The sequence below is a fragment of the Avrilella dinanensis genome (assembly GCF_002807015.1).
Lineage (GTDB): Bacteria > Bacteroidota > Bacteroidia > Flavobacteriales > Flavobacteriaceae > Flavobacterium > Flavobacterium dinanensis.
On sequence record NZ_NIPO01000001.1, the window covers coordinates 2,155,879 to 2,175,840 of the forward strand.

Genomic DNA, 19,962 nt, shown 5'->3' on the forward strand with positions numbered 1-19,962 from the left:
TTGTCAAAAGCTCAAAAATACTTAATTTATCAACGTTAATTTTAAAAAGAGATATTTTTCTGTCAGCAATATAATTTCTATTTTTACAACATATAAAGAGAAATAGTGCAAATGAAGAAAAAACCATTGATATTGGTAACAAATGATGACGGCATCACAGCCCCCGGAATCCGAATGTTGATTAGCGTGATGAAAGAAATCGGAGAAGTTGTAGTAGTTGCTCCAAACAGTCCGCAATCGGGTACAGGGCACGCGATTACGATAAACAGCACCTTGTTTGTAGAGAAAGTGAACATAGATAAAGATATTGAAAAGGAATATGCTTGTTCAGGCACACCGGTGGATTGTGTGAAACTTGCCATTGACCAGATTCTGGACAGAAAACCGGATATTTGTGTTTCGGGCATTAACCACGGTTTCAACTCGTCGATTAATGTGATTTATTCCGGAACGATGTCGGCGGCGGTAGAAGCGGGAATGAGCAAAGTGCCGGCAATCGGTTTTTCATTAGGCGATTTTAGCTGGAATGCAGATTTTTCTCCGTTCAGAGAATATGTGAAAAAAATTACATTGGAAGCATTGAAAAACGGGCTTCCGGAAGATGTGGTACTCAATGTGAATTTCCCGAAACTGAAAAAAGAAGAAATTAAAGGCATAAAAATTTGTCGTCAGGCAAAAGCTACCTGGGAAGAAAGTTTTGACCGACGAGTCAATCCGCACGGTAAGGAATATTATTGGCTGACAGGTAGTTTTGTAAATCACGACAAAGGCGAAGATACCGATGAATGGGCGTTGAGTCACGGATATGTTTCGGTGGTTCCGGTGCAGTTCGATTTGACGGCATATCACGCCATAAAATCAATAAATAATTGGAAATTAAATGAATAAGATATTAAATTTTTTACTCGGGTTGGTAATTGCTTTATTACTGGCGTATATTTTCGGTAGTCTGATTATGAGTTACTGGCTGAAAATGAGCGTTCTGGAAAGTATGCAGGCTTTTAAAATCAATCATGTCTGGGGCAAGGCGTTGTCTATGGGAGCTATTCCAAACATTTTGCTGTTTTATATTTTACTGAACAGAGATAATTATATGGCAGCCCGCGGGGTTATTTTTTCGTTTGTATTTATTGCCTTATTTGTTTTTTGGTAAGATGAAATACTACATCATAGCAGGAGAAGCATCAGGAGATTTGCATGGAGCAAACCTGATAAAAGCATTAAAAAAGGAAGATGCCGCAGCAGACATTCGGTGCTGGGGTGGCGATTTGATGCAACAAGCCGGAGGTACTCTGGTAAAGCACTACAAAGATTTGGCATTTATGGGATTTGCCGAGGTGCTGATGAATCTGCGGACTATTCTCAATAATATCAGATTTTGTAAGGAAGATATCAAAAAGTTTAATCCGGACGCGATTATTTTTATTGATTATCCCGGCTTCAATATGCGTATTGCCAAATGGGCGAAGGAAAATGGTTACGACACACATTATTACATATCGCCACAGATTTGGGCATGGAAAGAAAACCGTATCAAAGCTATCAAAAGGGACGTAAACCACATGTATGTTATCCTGCCTTTTGAGAAAGATTTTTATGAAAAAAAACACCATTTTCCGGTGCAGTATGTCGGACACCCGCTCATGGACGCTATTAAGCAGTTTAAACAAACAGACCAAACCGATTTTATCAAAGAGCATGGATTGGGTGATAAACCGATTATTGCTTTATTACCCGGCAGCCGAAAACAGGAAATCAGGAAATTGCTGGACGTAATGTTAAGTATCACTTCTCAATTTTCAGATTATCAGTTTGTTATTGCCGGTGCTCCGGGACAGGATTTCGAATTATATGAACCCTATTTACGGAATAAAAATATTTATTTTGTACATAATCAGACCTATAACCTGCTGAATCACGCTCATGCTGCTTTGGTTACTTCCGGAACAGCAACCTTGGAAACAGCTTTGTTCAATGTGCCTCAGGTAGTAATGTACAAAGCCAATCCGATTTCATATCTCATTGCCAAAAACGTAATTAAACTGGATTATATTTCGCTGGTCAATTTGATAATGGACAAAGAAGTGATCAAAGAATTAATTCAGGGCGAATGTAATTCAAAACGTGTTGCAGAGGAATTGCAAAAAATATTACAGGATTCGGACAGGGAAAAAATATTTAAAAATTACCGGGAATTGCAGGAAAAACTGGCAGATGGAAACGCAAGCAAAAATGTAGCTGAAAATATTAAGAAAAATTTAAGTTTTTAAAGAAATATATTTCTGTTATATTTGTTTCCGTCAAGTATTAAAAATATTTTTTCCCTGTAATGAAAGCAATTTTATATCCTTTGCTTGGAGTTTCTTTTTTCTTTTTTGGAGAGATGGCTCAGGCACAAACAGTAGTAAAGAAAACATCTAAGAATAAGTCTTCAAAGTTTTATAAATCCCCCGAAAAAGCATCGGTAGATGCCCTGTCATCTGTGGAAATTTCTATTGAGGAAATTAACAAAAGATTGCATGCTGTCGAAGGACCGGCAATCGCAGAGAAAAATTTAAAAAATAATGATGTATGTTATTTAACCGAACAGTTGATTAATGTAGCAGAGGATTATACGGGAACAAGATATGTGTGGGGAGGAATGAGCCGTTCAGGAATGGATTGTTCCGGGTTTGTAAAAACTGCTTTTGATACTTTTGATATTGACCTGCCGAGAACATCAAGAGAAATGGCTAAAATGGGTGAAAAGATTAACAAATCAGAGGCTCAGCCCGGCGATTTGATATTCTTCAAAAATGGAGGTTCACGAGTTATTAATCATGTTGGTATTGTGATTGAAGTCGATGGTGATGAGATAAAATTCATTCACTCGGCAACTTCCAAAGGCGTATCCATCAATTCGACTAAAGATGCTTACTATAGCCGAAATTTTACGCAAATCAACCGTATTTACGACCGTAACTATTTGTAGAAAATAAAAATTCGTTATCTTTATCTCTGCTATGAGAGAGGGGATAACGAAATATCCGATGATTCCCATTGTCTTATCTTTAGCCGGTGGGATTTTTTTGTCAAGATACTTTCGGGTTTTTGACTTGTTTGGGTATGGTGTCATTTTAGCTATATGTTTGGTAATATTGTTGTTACTGCACCGAAGACTGAAGTCAAATGCTTTCCAGACAAATTGGTCAAATCTTTTTTACCTATTCACACTTTTGCTTTTCTTTTGTGTCGGCGGTTTGGTGTATGGCATATACCAAAAGAATCCGACAGATTTACCTACCGGGAAGGTAGTGGCGACTTTATCGGTTACAGAAAAATTAAAATCAAACCAATACTATAACCGATATTATGCTCAGGGACAAACCAATAAAAATGAGCGGTTTAAATTGTTGCTTTATCAGTCAATCGAACTCGATGCTTATGACGTAGGGGAGGAACTGACCGGATTTTTTGAATTGCGACCGATTGACGCACCACGAAATCCGTATGGATTTGATTACCGGAATTATTTGTCTAATTTGAATGTACATTATCAAACCCGGATTTTCACAGAAGAAAATATTATTTCAAAATCCTATCACAAGAATTTTTATTATCAAATCAATCAACTCAGGAAAAAACTGATTCAAAGCTTTGATATTCATGATTTTAATAATGAAACGCATAGTGTTGTTGTAGCTTTGCTTTTTGGAGATACTTCGGAACTGTCAGATGAAGTGCTGTTGAATTACCGAAACTCCGGCGTGATGCACGTTCTCGCGGTTTCCGGATTACATGTCGGGATTCTTTATTTTTTATTAAGTACCATTTTTGGATTCGTTAGTAGAAACAAATTTGTCCGATACATTCTGATAGCTGTTTTTCTCATCATTTTTGCCTGTCTGTCCGGGTTGAGTGGCTCGGTGGTCAGGGCAGTAGTGATGTTTTTACTATTCGGTGCCGGAAGATTAATCTACCGAAATTCCTCGACTACCAATATACTCGCCGTATCCGCATTTTTGATGTTGATAGCATATCCGGCTTATCTGTTTGATGTCGGATTTCAGTTGAGTTTTTTGGCAGTATTTTCGATTGTTTATCTTTATCCGTTGATGTCGCCATATATTTATCAGAAAAATAAAATCATCGCTTTTGTCCAATCTATGCTATGCGTTTCTTTAGCGGCTCAAATTGGTGTTTTACCCCTGTCGGTATATTATTTCGGGCAAATTCCGCTGTTGTTTTTGGTTGGAAATTTATTCGCTATTCCATTGAGTTCCGCCGCATTGATATTATCAGTTGGTTTGATTCCTTTAAACTATGTTTGGAAAGATTTATCTGTGGTCATCGGATTTTTTGTAGATGGATTGCTAAAAATAAACAATTTTATTTTGAATAAAATTTCAGCCTTTGATGAAGTGGTTATTTCCGGCGTTCCGCTTTCGGGCTGGCAGTGTTTGCTTTTGTCATTTGCGGTGTTTTTTATTGCTTATTGGTTTAAAAACAAAAAGTTTTGGATAATGATTTCGGTTTTGTGTATGATGATTCTATTCCAATTATCGTTTTATTTTACACATTTTTCTACTCAAAATATCAAAGAAAAAATTCTGTTTTATGACACACAACAAGTGATTTTTTCATCATTGGATAGTAAAGTTTTACATCTATACTCCAATAAAGCTGTCGAAGAAAAAAACTATTTGACTGATTACCGGAATGAACTTAATATTCGAGAAGAATCGGTATCTTTTGAAGAATTCAACCGTGTTTTTATTGCTGATTATCGTTTGCTTGTGGTTGACAGCACGGCTGTTTATCCGAAAAACCAATCTTTTGATTATCTGTTGTTGTATGATAATCCTAATATAAACCTGGAAAGATGTTTGTCTGAAATTAAGCCCAAAAAAGTGATTATTCATGCAAAAAATGCACGTTGGAAAACAAAAATGTGGAGAGAAACCTGTATCAAAAAAAATATCCCTTTCCACGACATGCGGGAAAAGGGATATGTATATTTACAAAAATAACGTTTTATAATTCAGCTAAAAGTTGCTGTGCATTTCGGTAACCCACGATATTTTTGGTTGCTTTTCCGGAAGCGTCAAGTACTTTCATGGTAGGATAGGCACTCACACCGATAACTCTGGCAAATTCGTGCAACCCGTTTCGGGAATTTTTACGAGCATCTACATATTTAGGATTCGTGTAAGTTTTACCATTAAATACGATAGTTTCGTTTCCTTCCGCATTAAATTTTACCGGATTGTACTTTTCGTTCAGCACTTTGGCAACTTCTGCGTCGCTGAAGGTGTTTTTGTCCAACATTTTACATGGTCCGCACCAAACGGTGTAGGCATCAATAAAAATCGGCTTGTTGTTTTTCTTTTGGGCTTCCACAGCTTCCTGCATGGTCATCCATTTTACTTGAGCATTAACGCTAAAACTCAAGGTTGTCAGTAATAGTAATAAAACAATTTTTTTCATTTCTGTAATATTTAAACTTATAGATTAAATCAAAAACTATGCCTTTTTTTATTTCACACCGTGCATTAACTTTTTCAATACAGGGTTTAGCAACATAATCAGAACGCCTGCCGCAGTAGGAACTATTGTAAAAATTAAGAAGAATGTAGATAGTGAATATTGTGCTGTAATATTGTCGATTTGCCCTCCTAATAAGGCAGCTAACTTGTTTCCGATAGCAATAGCGAGATACCACATCCCAAACATAAAGGCAATCATCCTTGCCGGTACTAATTTTGATACATAAGACAAGCCGACTGGTGACAGACACAATTCTCCTAATGTATGGAATAAATAAGCCAGAATCAACCACATCATTGATACTTTAACACCTTCTTGAATTCCGTGAGAACCGTAAGCTAATAATCCGAATCCTATTGCCATAATAATCAGTCCCATTCCGTATTTTACTGCTGCCGGCGGATTGAATTTAGAATCCCATACTTTTGAAACTGACGATGCAAAAACAATGATGAAGAATGAGTTTAGAATAGAAAACCAGGTAGGGTCAATTTCTGATGCTTCTTTAGTAAATTCATTATAAAGCATCCATAAAGCAATGAACCATACAAATAAAAAGGTAACGACAAGTACAATATTTGTTATTGCGGCTTTTTTCCAGGTTTGTTTTGCTAGCAAGAAAAGTACCCAGGAAATAAAAATTAATGGAATAACGGTCAGCAATGTATTGATGGTGTTGAAAACAGTCAAGGAAGTCCCTTCTAACGAACGATCTACGCTATCACGAGCAAATAATACCAATGAAGAGGCAGCTTGTTCGAAACTCATCCAGAAGAAAATAGTAAAAAAAGCAAAAATGATTACTGCAATCATTCGGTCTCGGACTACTTTATCATAGCGAATAAGACGTGATATAATCATTACTAAGAATGCTACTAACCCGATAATGATTAGTATGTACATTCCTCTTACGATATCTAAACCTATAAACGATAAGTCGAATGAAGGAAATAAATCAATGTTTCCAATAACGTATAATGGTGCGTCAAACGCAAATAATAATCCAACAATAGTTGTGAAAGCAATTAAAATATAATCTAATGTGGTAAAAGGGTTTCTTTTATTGTCTTTAACTCTTTCTACATAATCTGTTTCAGATTCACCTTCTTTCTTCGTAAGAACGGTTGCTTCTGTATTGGTTATGTCTTTTTTAGGTACTTCTCCAATGTTTCCAAATAGTGGTTTTGCTAACCAGAATTGTAAAGTCCCTAATCCCATAAAAATGGCTGCCAGTCCAAAACCGTAATGCCATCCAAGTTCTCTTGCCAAATAACCACAAAGCATCATTCCAAAGAAAGCACCTGCGTTAACCCCCATATAAAAAATGGTATAAGCACCATCTTTCTTTTCAGGGAACGATTTGTACATTTCAGACAAAATAGAAGTCATGTTGGGTTTAAAGAAACCTGTTCCGATAACCAGACATCCTAATCCTAAGTACAACGCGATTTCTGAATCAAAAAACATAATTACGTGTCCCATGGTCATTACGATCGACCCGATTACCACAGCCCAACGATAGCCTATGTATCGATCGGCAATAATACCTCCAAAAATAGGGGTAATGTAGAGTAACATTGCATAAGTGGAGTATAACGCTCCTGCGTTTTCTGCACTCCAGCCCATTCCGGGATTATTTCCTGTTAAAGCAGCTGTTAAAAATAATACAAGTAATACACGCATTCCGTAGAAGGAGAAGCGTTCCCACATTTCAGTAAAAAAAAGAACGAACAATCCTGAAGGATGTCCTAAAACTTTGGATTTAAAAAAGTCCGGATTAGCAGTTTCTGTTGCCATTTATATACTATTTATTGTTTTTTCAAGCTCGAAAGATAGCTAAATTATTTAATTTACTGAATATTTTTACTGAGAATTGATTGTTTTCTTCTCTAAAGGTTTGATAATAAACCGGTCATAGATTGTTAATGAAATAATGGAAAACAGTCCGATACCAACGATGACAAACCATATTTTGTTGGGGTGATAATTTTCCCAAAGCATATTGGTCATTTCCCAATGCGACATATTTAGTTTTTGCTCAGCCAAAGCAAAATATTCATTTTTAGAAAAAGGTAAATGTATCTGGCTCACATCAATACTTTTGGAGGCTGCAAAATCTCTGAAAGATTGTGCGACTGTGTTCCAGTCCACAGATTCGGCTTTAAGATTGAATTGTTTTTCGAAATTTGAAATAGACATATTCAACGCTTTGGAACCTTGTTCTATAAACTCTTCATTCGTTACCACTTCAGGCATTTCGATATTTCTTCCTGCCATTTCTCTTTTCAACAAGGATAATTTATCTGACCACGATTGGTACAAACCGCCCGAAATAAAGCTGGTAACAAAGTAACTTGCCGCTACCGGCAAAAAGTATGTTCCCTGATACAAGCCTTCTTTTCCTTTTGGCGTAATCAATGCGATGAAAGAAGATACCGTAGGGCTCGACATCATTTCTCCAATAGCAAAAATCATCGTTCCGATAATGGTAAACCATACGTTTCCTGAATAAAAAGTCAGACCGATACCAATGGTTGCGATTACTGCTCCACGAATTACCGCATTGATATGACGCATTTTGGTTACAAAATAGGAAACGAATGCCTGACACAAAACAATCATTAATGCATCAATTTGAGTAAACATTTCCGGCTTTATCAATCCGTCTAAGGATAACCATCTTCCTAAAAATGGTATATTTTCATTTAACCAATTACTGATTGATGAAGAATTTATCCAGTCTTCGATAAAGTTAGGCAACGTGTTGAATAGTTGATTAAACATCGTCCAAAAACCAATCATTAGCAATAATAAAATACCCAAGCGAACATCTTTTAACGCCTCAAAGATTCCCATAACAGAATCTCTAATAGCTTTACCGATAGAATCTTTAGGTTTTTCTACTTTTGGTTCTTTATAGAATAAAAGTAAAACAATTAAGTTGATACCAATTACGATCGTTGCCTGAACAAAAATGATTTTCCAGCCTAAATTGTTTCTTAATACAGAAGATAAAAACGGTCCGATAAAACCACCGATGTTTACCATTATATAAAAAATTCCAAATCCGAGTGTGCCGGTTGTTTCATCAGTGTTCCGTGCCACAATCGCCGAAGCTACAGGTTTGAAAAATGCTGCACCCACAGCAACCAAAAGGAAAACCATATAAACACTCCAATAGGTATTGACTTCGCCTAAAAGATAATACCCCGAAATCATAATGATATAGGAAATAGTTAGCGATAATTTATAGCCGATACGGTCAGCGATTACTCCAAAAACTAAAGGTAAAAAATACAGGATTCCCACAATGTTACCCATAATATTTCCTTTCTGTATATGGTCAAATCCCAAACCTCCGGTGTCGGTAGAACCTACAAGATAAAGTCCTAAAAGGGTATAAATTCCATACCATGCCCAACGTTCCATGAGTTCCATAAAGCTGGCAAGCCAGAAGTTTTTGTTGAAAGAACCCAGTGTCTTACCAAATGATTTCTTATTTTCTGTCATTTTATAAAAAGTTAAAAACGTCTAAAGGTAAGAAAACTTCGCTTATGGATAAAAAATATTTTTTAATCACGTTTTCTTTTCCGCAATAATGCAATTCAGAAAATAGCCTTAACTTTGATTGCTGAAAACCGGAAATAAACATGATACAGGAATTTTATAAATATCAGGCACAAACCACACAGCACCCGCTGGCATTGGAAGTTTCCCATGCCGAAGGCAGTTATGTTTACACCACCGATGGCAAAGCCCATCTGGATTTCGTTGCCGGTGTGTCGGCATGTACGCTCGGTCATCGGCACCCGGCAGTTACAGAGGCGGTCAAAAAACAAATCGATTGTTATGCCCATGTAATGGTTTACGGGGAATATGCCCAAAAACCGGCGGTGGATTTTTGCCGTTTGCTGGCAGAAAATCTACCTGAATCGCTTAACCAGACTTATTTGGTAAACTCCGGAACGGAAGCAATAGAAGGAGCGTTGAAGCTGGTAAAAAGAGCTACCAGACGCAGCCAGATTGTAGCGGCAAACAGGGCTTATCACGGAAATACGCAGGGTTCGATGAGTCTTTTAGGTAATGAAGAACGCAAAACGGCATTCAGACCATTACTACCTGATGTTGATTTTATTACTTTTAATAATGAAGATGATATTCAGCGAATAACTAATCGCACCGCAGCAGTTGTGCTGGAGACCATACAAGGAAGTGCCGGCTTTGTGGTGCCGGAAAACGGCTATCTGAAAAAGATTAAGCGACGGTGTGAAGAGGTTGGTGCTTTATTGATTCTTGACGAAATACAACCGGGATTCGGACGTACCGGGAAACTTTTCGGTTTTGAGCATTATGATGTTGTTCCGGATATATTAGTGATAGGGAAAGGCATGGCAAGCGGTTATCCGGTTGGGGCTTTTGTTGCCGATATGGAACTCATGAAGCTATTGTCGCACGACCCGAAATGCGGGCATATTACCACTTTTGGCGGGCACCCGGTTATTGCTGCTGCAGCTTTAGCTACTTTAAAACAACTTACGGAAACTGATATTATGACTCAAATCGCTGAAAAAGAGAAACTTTTCAGAACATTGCTGGTGCACCCGCTGATTACCGAAATTCATGGGAACGGACTGATGCTTGCTCCGATGACGATTTCTGAAGAAGTAACTAACCGATTGATATTGAGTTGTAAAGAAAAAGGATTAATTCTCTTTTGGCTGATGTTTGAGCCTAGAGCAGTACGTATTACGCCACCGCTGACGATTTCCGAACAAGAAATAAAAGAAGGTTGTCGGATAATTTTGGACACTTTAGACGAAATTCAGGCAAAAATAAACCTTGATAATTGTTAATGAAATTGTTCAAAACATTTGTCTGCCTTAAACGATAATTCAATATTTTGTTGTAATTTTATTGTAAATAAATGTAGGAGTTTTATGATGTTTTCTGATCAGGAAGAAGAAAATTTTAATATATCGCTGTCGAAGTTTGAGTCGATGTTGAAATCCAATAAGATTCTTTTCTTTGATTCGGAAGAGTTTGAGAATATTGTGTTGCATTATTTAGATGATGGCAAAATCAATTTGTCCAAAAAAGCACTAAAACTCGGACTCGAACAACACCCTGATTCTATCGGGCTGATGCTTGTTAAGGTAGAATTATTGGTTTTTGAAAATAAATTTGAACAAGGATTTGAGATTGTCCGCAGACTCAAAAAATTAGACCCGAATAACGAAGAAGTTTATATTCAGGAAGCCAATTTATATTCCAAAAAAGGTCTGCACACCCAAGCAATCAAGTCGTTGGATACCGCCTTGAAGCACACCGACAACGAAGCCGATGTGTATTCGCTGATAGCAATGGAATATCTGTATATGGACGAATTGAGTTCTGCAAAGCATTTCTTTGCTAAATGTCTCAAACTCGACCCCGAAGATCAATCATCTTTATATAATGTTGTTCATTGCTACGATTTTTTGCAACAACCTCAGGAAGCAGTGAATTTCTTAGAAAAATTTATTGACGACAATCCGTATAACGAGTCGGCGTGGTATCATTTGGGCAGAAAATATGCAGAATTACATGATTACCAAAAGGCTATTCAGGCATTTGATTTTGCTTATGTGATTGACGATAATTTTATCGGAGCTTTGATTGAAATAGGCAGGGTTTACGAAGAAATTGAGCAGTATGATAAGGCAATTTTAGTGTACAACGAAGCATTGGAAATTGACAATGAATCTTCTTTTATTTACTGGAAAATCGGCAGATGTAATGAACTTCAGGACAGGCATGGCGAAGCGGAAATAAACTATCTCACTTCGCTGAAACACGATATTTTATTTGATAAATCATGGTTGTCCGTTATCGATTTGTATATAAAGATTGGCAATCTTGACAAAGCCAAAATGTACGTCGAAGAAGCTATGGAGCTCGATGACGATAATCCTTACTATTGGAAGAAACTCAGAGATATTTCTATAGATAGAAACGACAAAATTGAAGCCTACAAAGCCTGTGAAAAATTAGCTAACTATGATAATGTTTTTATGGGAGTAATTGATTGGCTTCTCAAAGCAGACGTTTTGGTTTGGGCAAAAGACGATTTGAACGCTGCGGCAGATTTATTGCTTTGGACAGAAGAAAAGTACCAGAGCAATAGCGAAATTGATTATCGTTTGGCGGGTATTTATTTTGAGTTGGGCGAAAATGAAAAAGCAGTTTATCGTTTGCAAAATGCAATGATGGGTGATTTTGATGAAGGAATTGATGCATTGCAAAGATTTTATCCAAATGTATGGAAAAGGGCTGATGTACAGCAATATATTACTAATTATGAAAAACGAATGAATGACTGACCACTGTCGGACTTTCGGATTAATCGGAAAAAATATTGATTATTCTTTTTCCCAAAATTATTTCAGCCGGAAATTTGCAGAAGAAAGTATTAATGATGCTGTTTATGTCAACTTTGATATAGAAGAAATCAGCCAGGTTTTAGCGGTTTTTGCTCAGAAAAATTCAGGGTATAATGTTACGATTCCCTACAAAAAACAAATTATTCCATATTTGCATCAACTGTCGCCGGAAGCTGAAGCTATCGGAGCGGTTAATGTGGTGCAAGTTCTCGCTGGCAGTAAGTTGAAAGGACACAATACCGATTGGTCTGGCTTTTACCATTCTTTACAGCCGTTGTTAAAATCACATCATCAGAAAGCCTTGGTTCTCGGAACCGGTGGAGCTTCTGAAGCGGTATGTTACGCTTTGAAAAAGTTGAAAATCAATATAACCAAAGTGTCCAGATATCATTCAGCAAACACCTTGTCTTATGAAGATTTGGACGAAAAAATCATGACAGAGCACACAATTATTATTAATTGTACGCCCTTAGGTACTTTTCCTGATATAGAGAATTATCCTGATATTCCTTATACTTATTTGAATGAGAACCATTTGCTTTACGATTTGATTTACAATCCGGAAGAAACCCGTTTTTTGCAGCGAGGAAAAGAGCAGGGGGCGGTAATCAAAAACGGCTATGAAATGTTGGCAATTCAGGCAGAAGAATCCTGGAAGATTTGGAATGAAAAATAGTCCTGTTTTCAAAATCAAAATTATTATTCTTGCTACTTACCAAATTAGTTATTACTTTTACAGATAAACAATGAACCCATGTCACATACTGTTCTTTCACTAAATAACACCACTGTATATCAGGGGAAAACGCCGATTCTTCGTGAGGTTAATATAGATATCAAACAAGGGGAATTTATTTACCTTATCGGGAAAACCGGTGCCGGGAAAAGTAGTTTTATGAAAACTTTGTACGCCGATTTGCCTTTGCAGGAAGGCGAGGGACACATCGTTGGATTTGATTTACATACGTTGAAAGACAAAAATATCCCATATCTCAGACGGAAAATAGGTGTTGTTTTTCAGGATTTTAAGTTGCTGCCCGACAGGAATATTTACGAAAACCTGCGTTTTGTTCTAAAAGCTACCGGCTGGACTGATAATGCTGAGATTGATGCCCGGATAGAAGAAGTGCTCAAACGTGTTGGCATGGATATATACGCCCGGAAAATGCCTCATCAGGTGTCGGGTGGCGAGCAACAACGCGTGGCGATAGCACGTGCTTTACTCAACGACCCCGAATTGATTTTGGCAGATGAGCCTACCGGAAACCTCGATCCGCAAACCAGCGTAGAAATTATGGAGGTCCTGAAAGAAATTAATCAAAACGGAAGAACCATTTTAATGGCAACACACGATTATGCCTTATTACTCAAATATCCTTCCAAAACACTCAAATGCGACGAAGGAAAAGTATTTGAAGTGGTGCAAAAAACGGTTTAATGCTATCCATTTTAATTCCCACATATAATTATAATGTTTACCCTTTAGTAGAAGAACTCCACAGACAATGTTCTGCAATCAAAAATTTTACTTTTGAAATTGTAGTTTTTGACGATGGTTCAAAATTATTTCATCAAGAAAATAATCAGATTAATGATTTAGAAAATTGTTCTTACATTATTTTGCCACAAAACTCAGGATTGGCTCAAACAAGAAACCGCTTGATTGATGCGTCAAGATATGATTGGATTTTGTTGTTAGATAGCGATGTATTGCCTAAAAAACCCGATTTTATATTAAATTATTTACAGCAAACAACAAAGAACCCTTTTCCTATTTACTTTGGCGGAATTAGTTATTATAAAAATAAACCACCTGAAAATGAGCTTTTACGCTGGACCTATGGTATTGAAAGGGAAGAGCAAACCGCAGAGAAACGCACTAAGATAAACCCGCGTATTTTTTTGAGTTCTAATACTTTATTTGCCAAAAAAGTTTTTTCAGAAACTCACTATGATGATAGTATTGTGCAATACGGTTATGAAGATTTGCTTTTCAGTAAAGAGGTTTTAGCAAAAGGATTCCAAGTAATGCATTTGGATAATCCTGTCTGGCATTTGAAATTAGATTCGAGTTGGGAATATCTACAAAAAGTTCGTACAGCATTGCAAACATTGCATACGCTTATCATAGAGGAAAAATTAGACTGGGAGGATACCGGAATCACCAAAATGTATAAAAAACTTAAGAACTATGGCGTGATAAACTGTATGTTGTTCATCAATAAAGCTTTAGGTGTTGAAAAATGGTTAGAAAAGAATTTACTATCTGCCAAGCCGAAAGTAAAATATCTTGATCTGTACCGCTTATTATACTTTTCTCGTTTAAACCACGTTTAGTTATTTTCTAATCGCTTATCAAATAACATTTTCCATTGTTGCATAATTTTATCAATACGATATTCTTCGGCTTTAGTGATTGCTCCTTCGGTTAATTCCTGCTGTAAATTTCTGTTTTCGATAAATAAAGTAATAAAATCCGCTAACTCTCTTTCATTAGAAGCAATCAGAGCATTTTGGTTATGAGTCAATAAATTCTGATTTTTGAGTTGGAAACAAATTATAGGTAAACCATAACTCATAGCTTCAATAAAAACCATAGGAAAAGCTTCAAAATAGGAAGTGTGTAATAAGAAATCTGCTTTTAAATATTTTTCATTAATATTTTTTGTAGGATTATGAACAAAAACGTTGTTTTCTAAACCGTATGATTTTATTAATTTTTCTATATCTATTTCTCTTGTTGAGATTCCGTATATATCCAAGATGTAATCATTATATATTTGGACAACTTCTTTCCAAACTTTGAGCATTCTCTCATAACCTTTTAAAGGGACAATTCTTCCGACGGCTATCGCTCTGTTGTTATTAAGTTTGCTATGTTCTTTCGGTTGAAAAGGTAAAGGATTAGGAATAATCATTTGTTTTTCTTTGGGAAAAAATTCAGGCAGATAATCTTCTTTTAAAAGAACTATTTTATCAAAAAGAGGTAATTTTCTGTTTATCAGGAAACGATTGATGTGTTTTTTTAAGCCTTTATAACTATGATTGATAAAGTAATCGGCATCTGCATGTAACTCATAAATACAAGGTATATTTTTCGGAATCCATTTTTTTATAAAAAGTCCTTTTATTCCATTATCGGTAACTACAACCCAATCAGGATTTATATTTTTAACTGATGATTTTAGGTACTTTCTGAATGTAAAAAAAGAGAAAATATTATTTATACGAATAGGGCAGTAATGAATAGTGATTTTAGACGAAAAATCAAAAAAAGGTGTCAAAGTATTGTCGTTTGTAGATAAAATATGTATGTCATATCCCATTACTTCAACCAAATAATTGATTTTATTGGATAATGTACGGCTCACGCCACCCGAATTGGTAACTTCTGTAGCTATGTAAAGAATTGTCATCATGATAGTTGCATTAAGTCCAACCATTGATTTCCAATGGTTTCTAAATCAAATTTTTTCACAGAAGTTATAGCATTTGTTTTACAATACTCATATAAAACATCATCATTCCACATACGATTCATCGCTAACGCCAGCTCATTGATATTTTGATTTTCAACTAATAAACCATTTTTTTCGTGGATAATAATTTCATTTGGTCCAGACACACAGTTATAGGAGACAACAGGCGTTCCGCATGCCAAACTTTCAATGAGTACATTAGGAAGTCCTTCAAAAGCACTGCATAAAACGGTAAATTTAGCCCGATACATATAAGCATATGGATTTGGTTGGAAGCCGGTGAAAATAACATTTTGGGAAATATTTAATTGATTAGCTAACTCTTTGTATTGGTTGATTAATTTTCCATCACCACAGATAACCAAAGGAATCGTTATCGCAGAATTTGCATAAGCCTTTAGTAAATGATCAAATTGCTTAATGGTGTTTTCCATTTGTCCTACTGCCAATATGAAATTACCTTTCAAATCAATAGATTTAAGCATTTTTTGATGTACTAAATCAAAATCTACAGGATTATAAATAAGTTTTATATGCTTGAAATCATATTGTTGTTTCACTTTTTTCTGCATATAATCTGTAATCACAACAACAGCTTTTGCCTTGTTGTATATTGCATTTGCCCAGCTTTTATTAGGCGGAATATAGTGTGTTAAATCTGAGCTGTGAACAGTAAGAAAGAATGGTGCATTGTAAACCAACTTACTGATTAATAACTCTTGAAGATTCTTGGTACGAAATCGAAAATCAATGATATAATCAAATTTGTGTTTTCTAAAATATTGATATAGAGCTTTTAATCGGGTAAAACGCCCTATCAGCCCATCATTTACTTTATGTTTTTGTGTAGAAAAAACAATTCCTTTGTAATCATACCCAGGTTCGTCTATAACTGTAATAATATATACTTCTATTCCACAGGAATCGAAAAACTGAGACAAATTAGCCATAACCTTATCGCCACCACCACCGCTTAACCGGTAGGCTATCAATGCAATTTTATATTTATTTTGAAGTGTCAAGCAGGTTTGTTATTTTTGTTAAAATTAAACTTTTATGAATCAGCCGCCTTTGGTAAGTATTATTTGTCTTTGTTATAATCATGAACAATATGTACTTGAGAGTTTAAACTCGGTGCTTAATCAAAGTTACAAAAATATTGAAATTATCATTGTTGATGACAACAGTACGGATAATTCTGTTGAAATCATTGAAAAATGGATAGAAGACAAAAATATTGCTGTTCGGTTTATTAAACATGAAACAAACATTGGTAATAACAAAGCTTTTAATCATGCAGTTCAAACAGCCAAAGGAAGTTATCTGATTGATTTTGCAACTGATGATGTTTTATTAGAAGATGCTGTAGAAATTCAGATTGATACATTTTTGAAGAATCCGGATGCCTCTTTAGTATTCGGAAATGCAGAAGTTATTAGTGAAAAAGGACAATTTCTCCATTATTTTTTTCATGCTGATGAAAATAAAAAAGTGACAGAAACTTCGATTAAGAATACCACCTATGAAAGTATTCTTCAAGGAGGAAACTGTATGTGTTCTGTCAGCAGTATGGTAAAACGTTCTTGTTTTGAAAAAATAAATGGGTATGATGAAGAACTGTTTTACGAAGATTTAGATTTGTGGCTACGTCTTTCTCGTACCAGTAAGTTTGTTTTTATAGATCAACCTTTGGTTCAGAAAAGGATTGTGGAGAACTCACAATCCAGTTTTTTTAAAATAAATAAAAATGATTATGCTTTAAAAATTAATAACACAACCTACAAGGTGTTGAAAAAAGCATATTATATGAATGAAAAAAAATCTGAGTACAAAGCCCTGTTAAAACGAATTCATCACGAGATAAAACATAATAAGGAGCTATGCAACTATAAATTACTCATGAAGTTACTCCTATTAAAAATAAAAACTGAATATAAGATTAAAGTTACAAACTAGTCAAATATTTTTTGAATTCCTCATAATCTCTAATGTAATCACTCTCGTCAAACTCGCCTGAGGAAACAACCAAGCACACAGCTCCAGCAGAGAAATTTCTTAACTCTCGCCACATATTTGTTGGAACATATAAACCTTCGTTGGGTTTAAATAAATTATAAACACTTTCTTGGTTTCCGTTATTTAAAACAACCTCAAAACTACCCGCTACTGCTATGATAAACTCTTTTTGATTTTTATGGGCATGACCACCTCGTTTTGCACCACTCGGTACATCATATAAGTAATAAACACGTTGTATTTTGAAAGGAATTGTAGCTCTTTCTATTACTGATAAATTACCTCTAGGGTCTTCTATTTTAGGTAAGGGTAGTATTTGATTTTTCATTATAATTTGATGGTTAAATAGTCTTCTAAATCTTTTTCTTCTTCTTTCCAATTACGAATGAGTCCATTTTTTATAAACTTAACAGGGACTCCTCCAAATAAGTTGTTTTGACCATATTTTGTTAAATCTTTATTACATACAGAGTTAGAAGCAATCAAGGAATAATTCGGTATTTTGGTATTTTTCATAATTGTAACACGACTACCAGTTGAAATATAAGATTCCATAAATATTTCTCCTTTTTTGAAAACTTTCTTGTTGATGCTTAAATCATACAAATCGTGAAAGTTAGTGTCGATAAGCTGACTCTCGTCTCCAATTTTAACATGATTTCCCATTGTTATTTTATTAGAACAGACTACTTTGCTGTTATTAGCAATGGTACACATATATCCGGTTTCTAAAACCGCATTTTTTTCAATATATATTTTAAAATCATAGCCGATTTGAATAGGACCATTTACTTCCCAAGTACCTTGCATAAATAATTCAGCTGACTTAGCAGATTTTTTAAAAATTTCAAATCTGTGACCAAAAGTAATAATACCGGCCTTGATAGGGGTATTGATAATAAACTTTCCTGATAGGCTTGTAAAACTACATTGACCGAAGATAATAATCGGAAATTTCAAAGCGTCTTTAATTGGAAAAAATTTTAAATTAATGTAAATGGTCTTCATCCAATTGATACTTTTATACAATTGAAATTTTATTCTATACGTGAGGTATTGCTTTTTTAAAAAACTCATTTTTTATAGATATCTAATATTTTTTTTAGAGATAATAAGCTAATAATCAATGCGGATAACCCATTAAAAATATTACTTATTAAAGTATCTTCTAATATAAGAGAAATTAAAATATTAATCACTAATAGGGTTCCGGAAATTATTAAATAATTTATAATTTCCTTATTCATTCTGAAATTAAACATTTGGTGGGTAATGAATAGATTTCCGATAAAATGTATAAAGAAATAAAGTGAAAAGGCATAGGCAACTCCTGTTAATCTGAAAAAATAAAAACCTGTAACATGGAGCCCTAAAAAAGCAAGATTAAATATTGTAGAATTTAATATTATAAAACGGTTTGAGGCTTTTACTAGGATTACATACCCCAGTGTCCAAGAAAAAACTTTAAAGAAGATGCCCAAACTAGCAATTTTCATCAAATGGATACTATCGGAAAAACTTTCACTATACAAAATGTTTATTACCAAAGGTGCTAAAGTGATAAGCCAAAGTAACATAGGGATTACAATGAGCAAGCCTATATACAATTGTTGATTTACATTTAAGTTTAAGGTAATCGAGGTAATATTGTTTTTTGCTATTCTTGGAAAATATTCATTCCCCATCACTACAAAAACTAATCCTATGTACGAATTTAAAATAGTGAAAGCTGCAACATAAAGTCCCACTTCCTCTAAATTTCCAGCTTTTGAAATATATACTTGAACTAAATAAATACTCAATAGAGTTATTGTACCGGTGAAGCTAAAGGTGATACTCGAACTGAGTATTGGTTTTGCTTCCTGAATAATTTCTTTCTTGTGAACTCTAATTTTAGCGTAGTTGTTGTATTTTAAAGCGAAATAAATGATAATGACCTCGACAATAGTGATGATTAAAAAATTATAGAAAATACCATTAATTCTAAAATAATAATACAATGGGATCGTAATTAGTATCCCAACAATATTAGCGATAATGTTCACATTTGCAAGAAGCTTAAGCTTGTTCGTTGCCTGAAAAATACTGATATATCCAGAGAAAATCTGTTTAAAAAAAACAGAAACTGAAAGTAACTGAAATGCCCAGGTAAAATCATCCGTGTCGAAAGCTAAAGAGGATAGTTGTTTCGAAAAAATAAAACACAGTAAACTACCTATAATGCCTAAAATACAAATTATCTTACTTATAACATATATTTTTCGGGTTATTGTTTCATCATCTGTTTCTTTTGATAACAACTTTATAATGCTTGTAGGTAAACCAAAGCTTGTGATAGCAATAATTAAAGAAAAGGAAGAACTCAAAAGACCTAAAATACCAACGCCTTGAGTGCCTAGCCAGAAAGCTGCTATTTTGGATCGAACAATCCCTGTTAGTAAAGAAACTAATTGAACGTATCCAAAAACTGAAGTTTTTTGAAGAATATTCCTATACTCTTTTTTGCCATTCATCTAAAATAT

19 protein-coding genes are annotated in these 19,962 nt (G+C 34.9%); 11 read left to right on the plus strand and 8 right to left on the minus strand.

The genetic code is table 11. From position 1 onward, the window contains the following. Positions 1 to 111: 111 nt before the first annotated feature. The 5 genes from surE to CDL10_RS10500 are packed head-to-tail and all read left to right on the plus strand — an operon-like array spanning position 112 to position 5,009. Positions 112 to 888: a 5'/3'-nucleotidase SurE gene (gene surE, locus CDL10_RS10480; protein ID WP_100678477.1), complete on the plus strand. Its 777-nt coding sequence runs from the start codon at positions 112 to 114 to the stop codon at positions 886 to 888. After that, positions 881 to 1,153, plus strand: coding sequence for a hypothetical protein (locus CDL10_RS10485; protein ID WP_100678478.1), 273 nt, complete (start codon positions 881 to 883; stop codon positions 1,151 to 1,153). Before surE ends, CDL10_RS10485 begins: the two co-directional genes overlap by 8 nt. A 1-nt stretch (position 1,154) precedes the next feature. After that, positions 1,155 to 2,270 carry a lipid-A-disaccharide synthase gene (gene lpxB / locus CDL10_RS10490; RefSeq protein WP_100678479.1) on the plus strand — a complete coding sequence of 372 codons (1,116 nt, stop codon included), beginning with the start codon at positions 1,155 to 1,157 and terminating at the stop codon, positions 2,268 to 2,270. A 59-nt stretch (positions 2,271 to 2,329) separates the two neighbouring features. Further along, entirely contained in the window at positions 2,330 to 2,971 is a 642-nt protein-coding gene (locus CDL10_RS10495) for a C40 family peptidase (protein WP_100678480.1), read from the plus strand. Between the two features lie 31 nt (positions 2,972 to 3,002). Further along, on the plus strand, positions 3,003 to 5,009 hold the full coding sequence (locus tag CDL10_RS10500; RefSeq protein ID WP_100678481.1) for a ComEC/Rec2 family competence protein: 2,007 nt from the start codon (positions 3,003 to 3,005) through the stop codon (positions 5,007 to 5,009). A 4-nt stretch (positions 5,010 to 5,013) separates the two neighbouring features. Here CDL10_RS10500 and CDL10_RS10505 read toward each other — a convergent pair whose 3' ends face one another. The 3 genes from CDL10_RS10505 to CDL10_RS10515 all read right to left on the minus strand — a co-directional run bounded on the left by CDL10_RS10505 (position 5,014) and on the right by CDL10_RS10515 (position 9,036). Continuing rightward, positions 5,014 to 5,466 carry a thioredoxin family protein gene (locus tag CDL10_RS10505; RefSeq protein WP_100678482.1) on the minus strand — a complete coding sequence of 151 codons (453 nt, stop codon included), beginning with the start codon at positions 5,464 to 5,466 and terminating at the stop codon, positions 5,014 to 5,016. Between the two features lie 48 nt (positions 5,467 to 5,514). Further along, positions 5,515 to 7,323, minus strand: coding sequence for a peptide MFS transporter (locus tag CDL10_RS10510; protein ID WP_100678483.1), 1,809 nt, complete (start codon positions 7,321 to 7,323; stop codon positions 5,515 to 5,517). Between the two features lie 66 nt (positions 7,324 to 7,389). Next, the gene (locus tag CDL10_RS10515; RefSeq protein ID WP_100678484.1) at positions 7,390 to 9,036 is read right to left on the minus strand and encodes an MFS transporter; all 1,647 of its coding nucleotides are present in this window, start codon (positions 9,034 to 9,036) and stop codon (positions 7,390 to 7,392) included. A 140-nt stretch (positions 9,037 to 9,176) separates the two neighbouring features. On the opposite strand from CDL10_RS10515, the gene CDL10_RS10520 reads away from it, so the two are divergent. The 5 genes from CDL10_RS10520 to CDL10_RS10540 all read left to right on the plus strand — a co-directional run bounded on the left by CDL10_RS10520 (position 9,177) and on the right by CDL10_RS10540 (position 14,282). Next, entirely contained in the window at positions 9,177 to 10,379 is a 1,203-nt protein-coding gene (locus tag CDL10_RS10520) for an aspartate aminotransferase family protein (RefSeq protein ID WP_100678485.1), read from the plus strand. 84 nt (positions 10,380 to 10,463) lie between these two features. After that, positions 10,464 to 11,885 carry a tetratricopeptide repeat protein gene (locus CDL10_RS10525; protein ID WP_100678486.1) on the plus strand — a complete coding sequence of 474 codons (1,422 nt, stop codon included), beginning with the start codon at positions 10,464 to 10,466 and terminating at the stop codon, positions 11,883 to 11,885. Further along, positions 11,878 to 12,621 (plus strand): shikimate dehydrogenase family protein, encoded by a 744-nt coding sequence (locus tag CDL10_RS10530; protein WP_100678487.1) that lies wholly within the window; start codon positions 11,878 to 11,880, stop codon positions 12,619 to 12,621. The genes CDL10_RS10525 and CDL10_RS10530 overlap by 8 nt, the downstream gene beginning before the upstream one ends. Before the next feature lie 78 nt (positions 12,622 to 12,699). Beyond that, complete coding sequence (locus CDL10_RS10535; RefSeq protein WP_100678488.1) at positions 12,700 to 13,383, plus strand: cell division ATP-binding protein FtsE; 684 nt, start codon at positions 12,700 to 12,702, stop codon at positions 13,381 to 13,383. Continuing rightward, positions 13,383 to 14,282 (plus strand): glycosyltransferase family 2 protein, encoded by a 900-nt coding sequence (locus CDL10_RS10540; RefSeq protein ID WP_100678489.1) that lies wholly within the window; start codon positions 13,383 to 13,385, stop codon positions 14,280 to 14,282. The genes CDL10_RS10535 and CDL10_RS10540 overlap by 1 nt, the downstream gene beginning before the upstream one ends. Here CDL10_RS10540 and CDL10_RS10545 read toward each other — a convergent pair. Together CDL10_RS10545 and CDL10_RS10550 are read right to left on the minus strand one after the other, a co-directional pair. Beyond that, positions 14,279 to 15,388: a glycosyltransferase gene (locus CDL10_RS10545; protein ID WP_100678490.1), complete on the minus strand. Its 1,110-nt coding sequence runs from the start codon at positions 15,386 to 15,388 to the stop codon at positions 14,279 to 14,281. The genes CDL10_RS10540 and CDL10_RS10545 overlap by 4 nt on opposite strands. Next, entirely contained in the window at positions 15,361 to 16,446 is a 1,086-nt protein-coding gene (locus tag CDL10_RS10550; RefSeq protein ID WP_100678491.1) for a glycosyltransferase, read from the minus strand. The genes CDL10_RS10545 and CDL10_RS10550 overlap by 28 nt, the downstream gene beginning before the upstream one ends. 34 nt (positions 16,447 to 16,480) lie before the next feature. On the opposite strand from CDL10_RS10550, the gene CDL10_RS10555 reads away from it, so the two are divergent. After that, the gene (locus CDL10_RS10555) at positions 16,481 to 17,380 is read left to right on the plus strand and encodes a glycosyltransferase (protein WP_100678492.1); all 900 of its coding nucleotides are present in this window, start codon (positions 16,481 to 16,483) and stop codon (positions 17,378 to 17,380) included. Here the strand turns inward: CDL10_RS10555 and CDL10_RS10560 are convergent. From CDL10_RS10560 to CDL10_RS10570, 3 genes are all read right to left on the minus strand, one after another. Beyond that, positions 17,370 to 17,768, minus strand: a complete 399-nt coding sequence (locus tag CDL10_RS10560) for a sugar 3,4-ketoisomerase (protein WP_100678493.1) — start codon at positions 17,766 to 17,768, stop codon at positions 17,370 to 17,372. The two genes, CDL10_RS10555 and CDL10_RS10560, sit on opposite strands and share 11 nt — an antisense overlap. Next, positions 17,768 to 18,448, minus strand: a complete 681-nt coding sequence (locus CDL10_RS10565; protein WP_133119486.1) for an LbetaH domain-containing protein — start codon at positions 18,446 to 18,448, stop codon at positions 17,768 to 17,770. Before CDL10_RS10565 ends, CDL10_RS10560 begins: the two co-directional genes overlap by 1 nt. A gap of 65 nt (positions 18,449 to 18,513) precedes the next feature. Beyond that, the gene (locus CDL10_RS10570) at positions 18,514 to 19,953 is read right to left on the minus strand and encodes an oligosaccharide flippase family protein (protein WP_100678495.1); all 1,440 of its coding nucleotides are present in this window, start codon (positions 19,951 to 19,953) and stop codon (positions 18,514 to 18,516) included. Positions 19,954 to 19,962 lie beyond the last annotated feature (9 nt).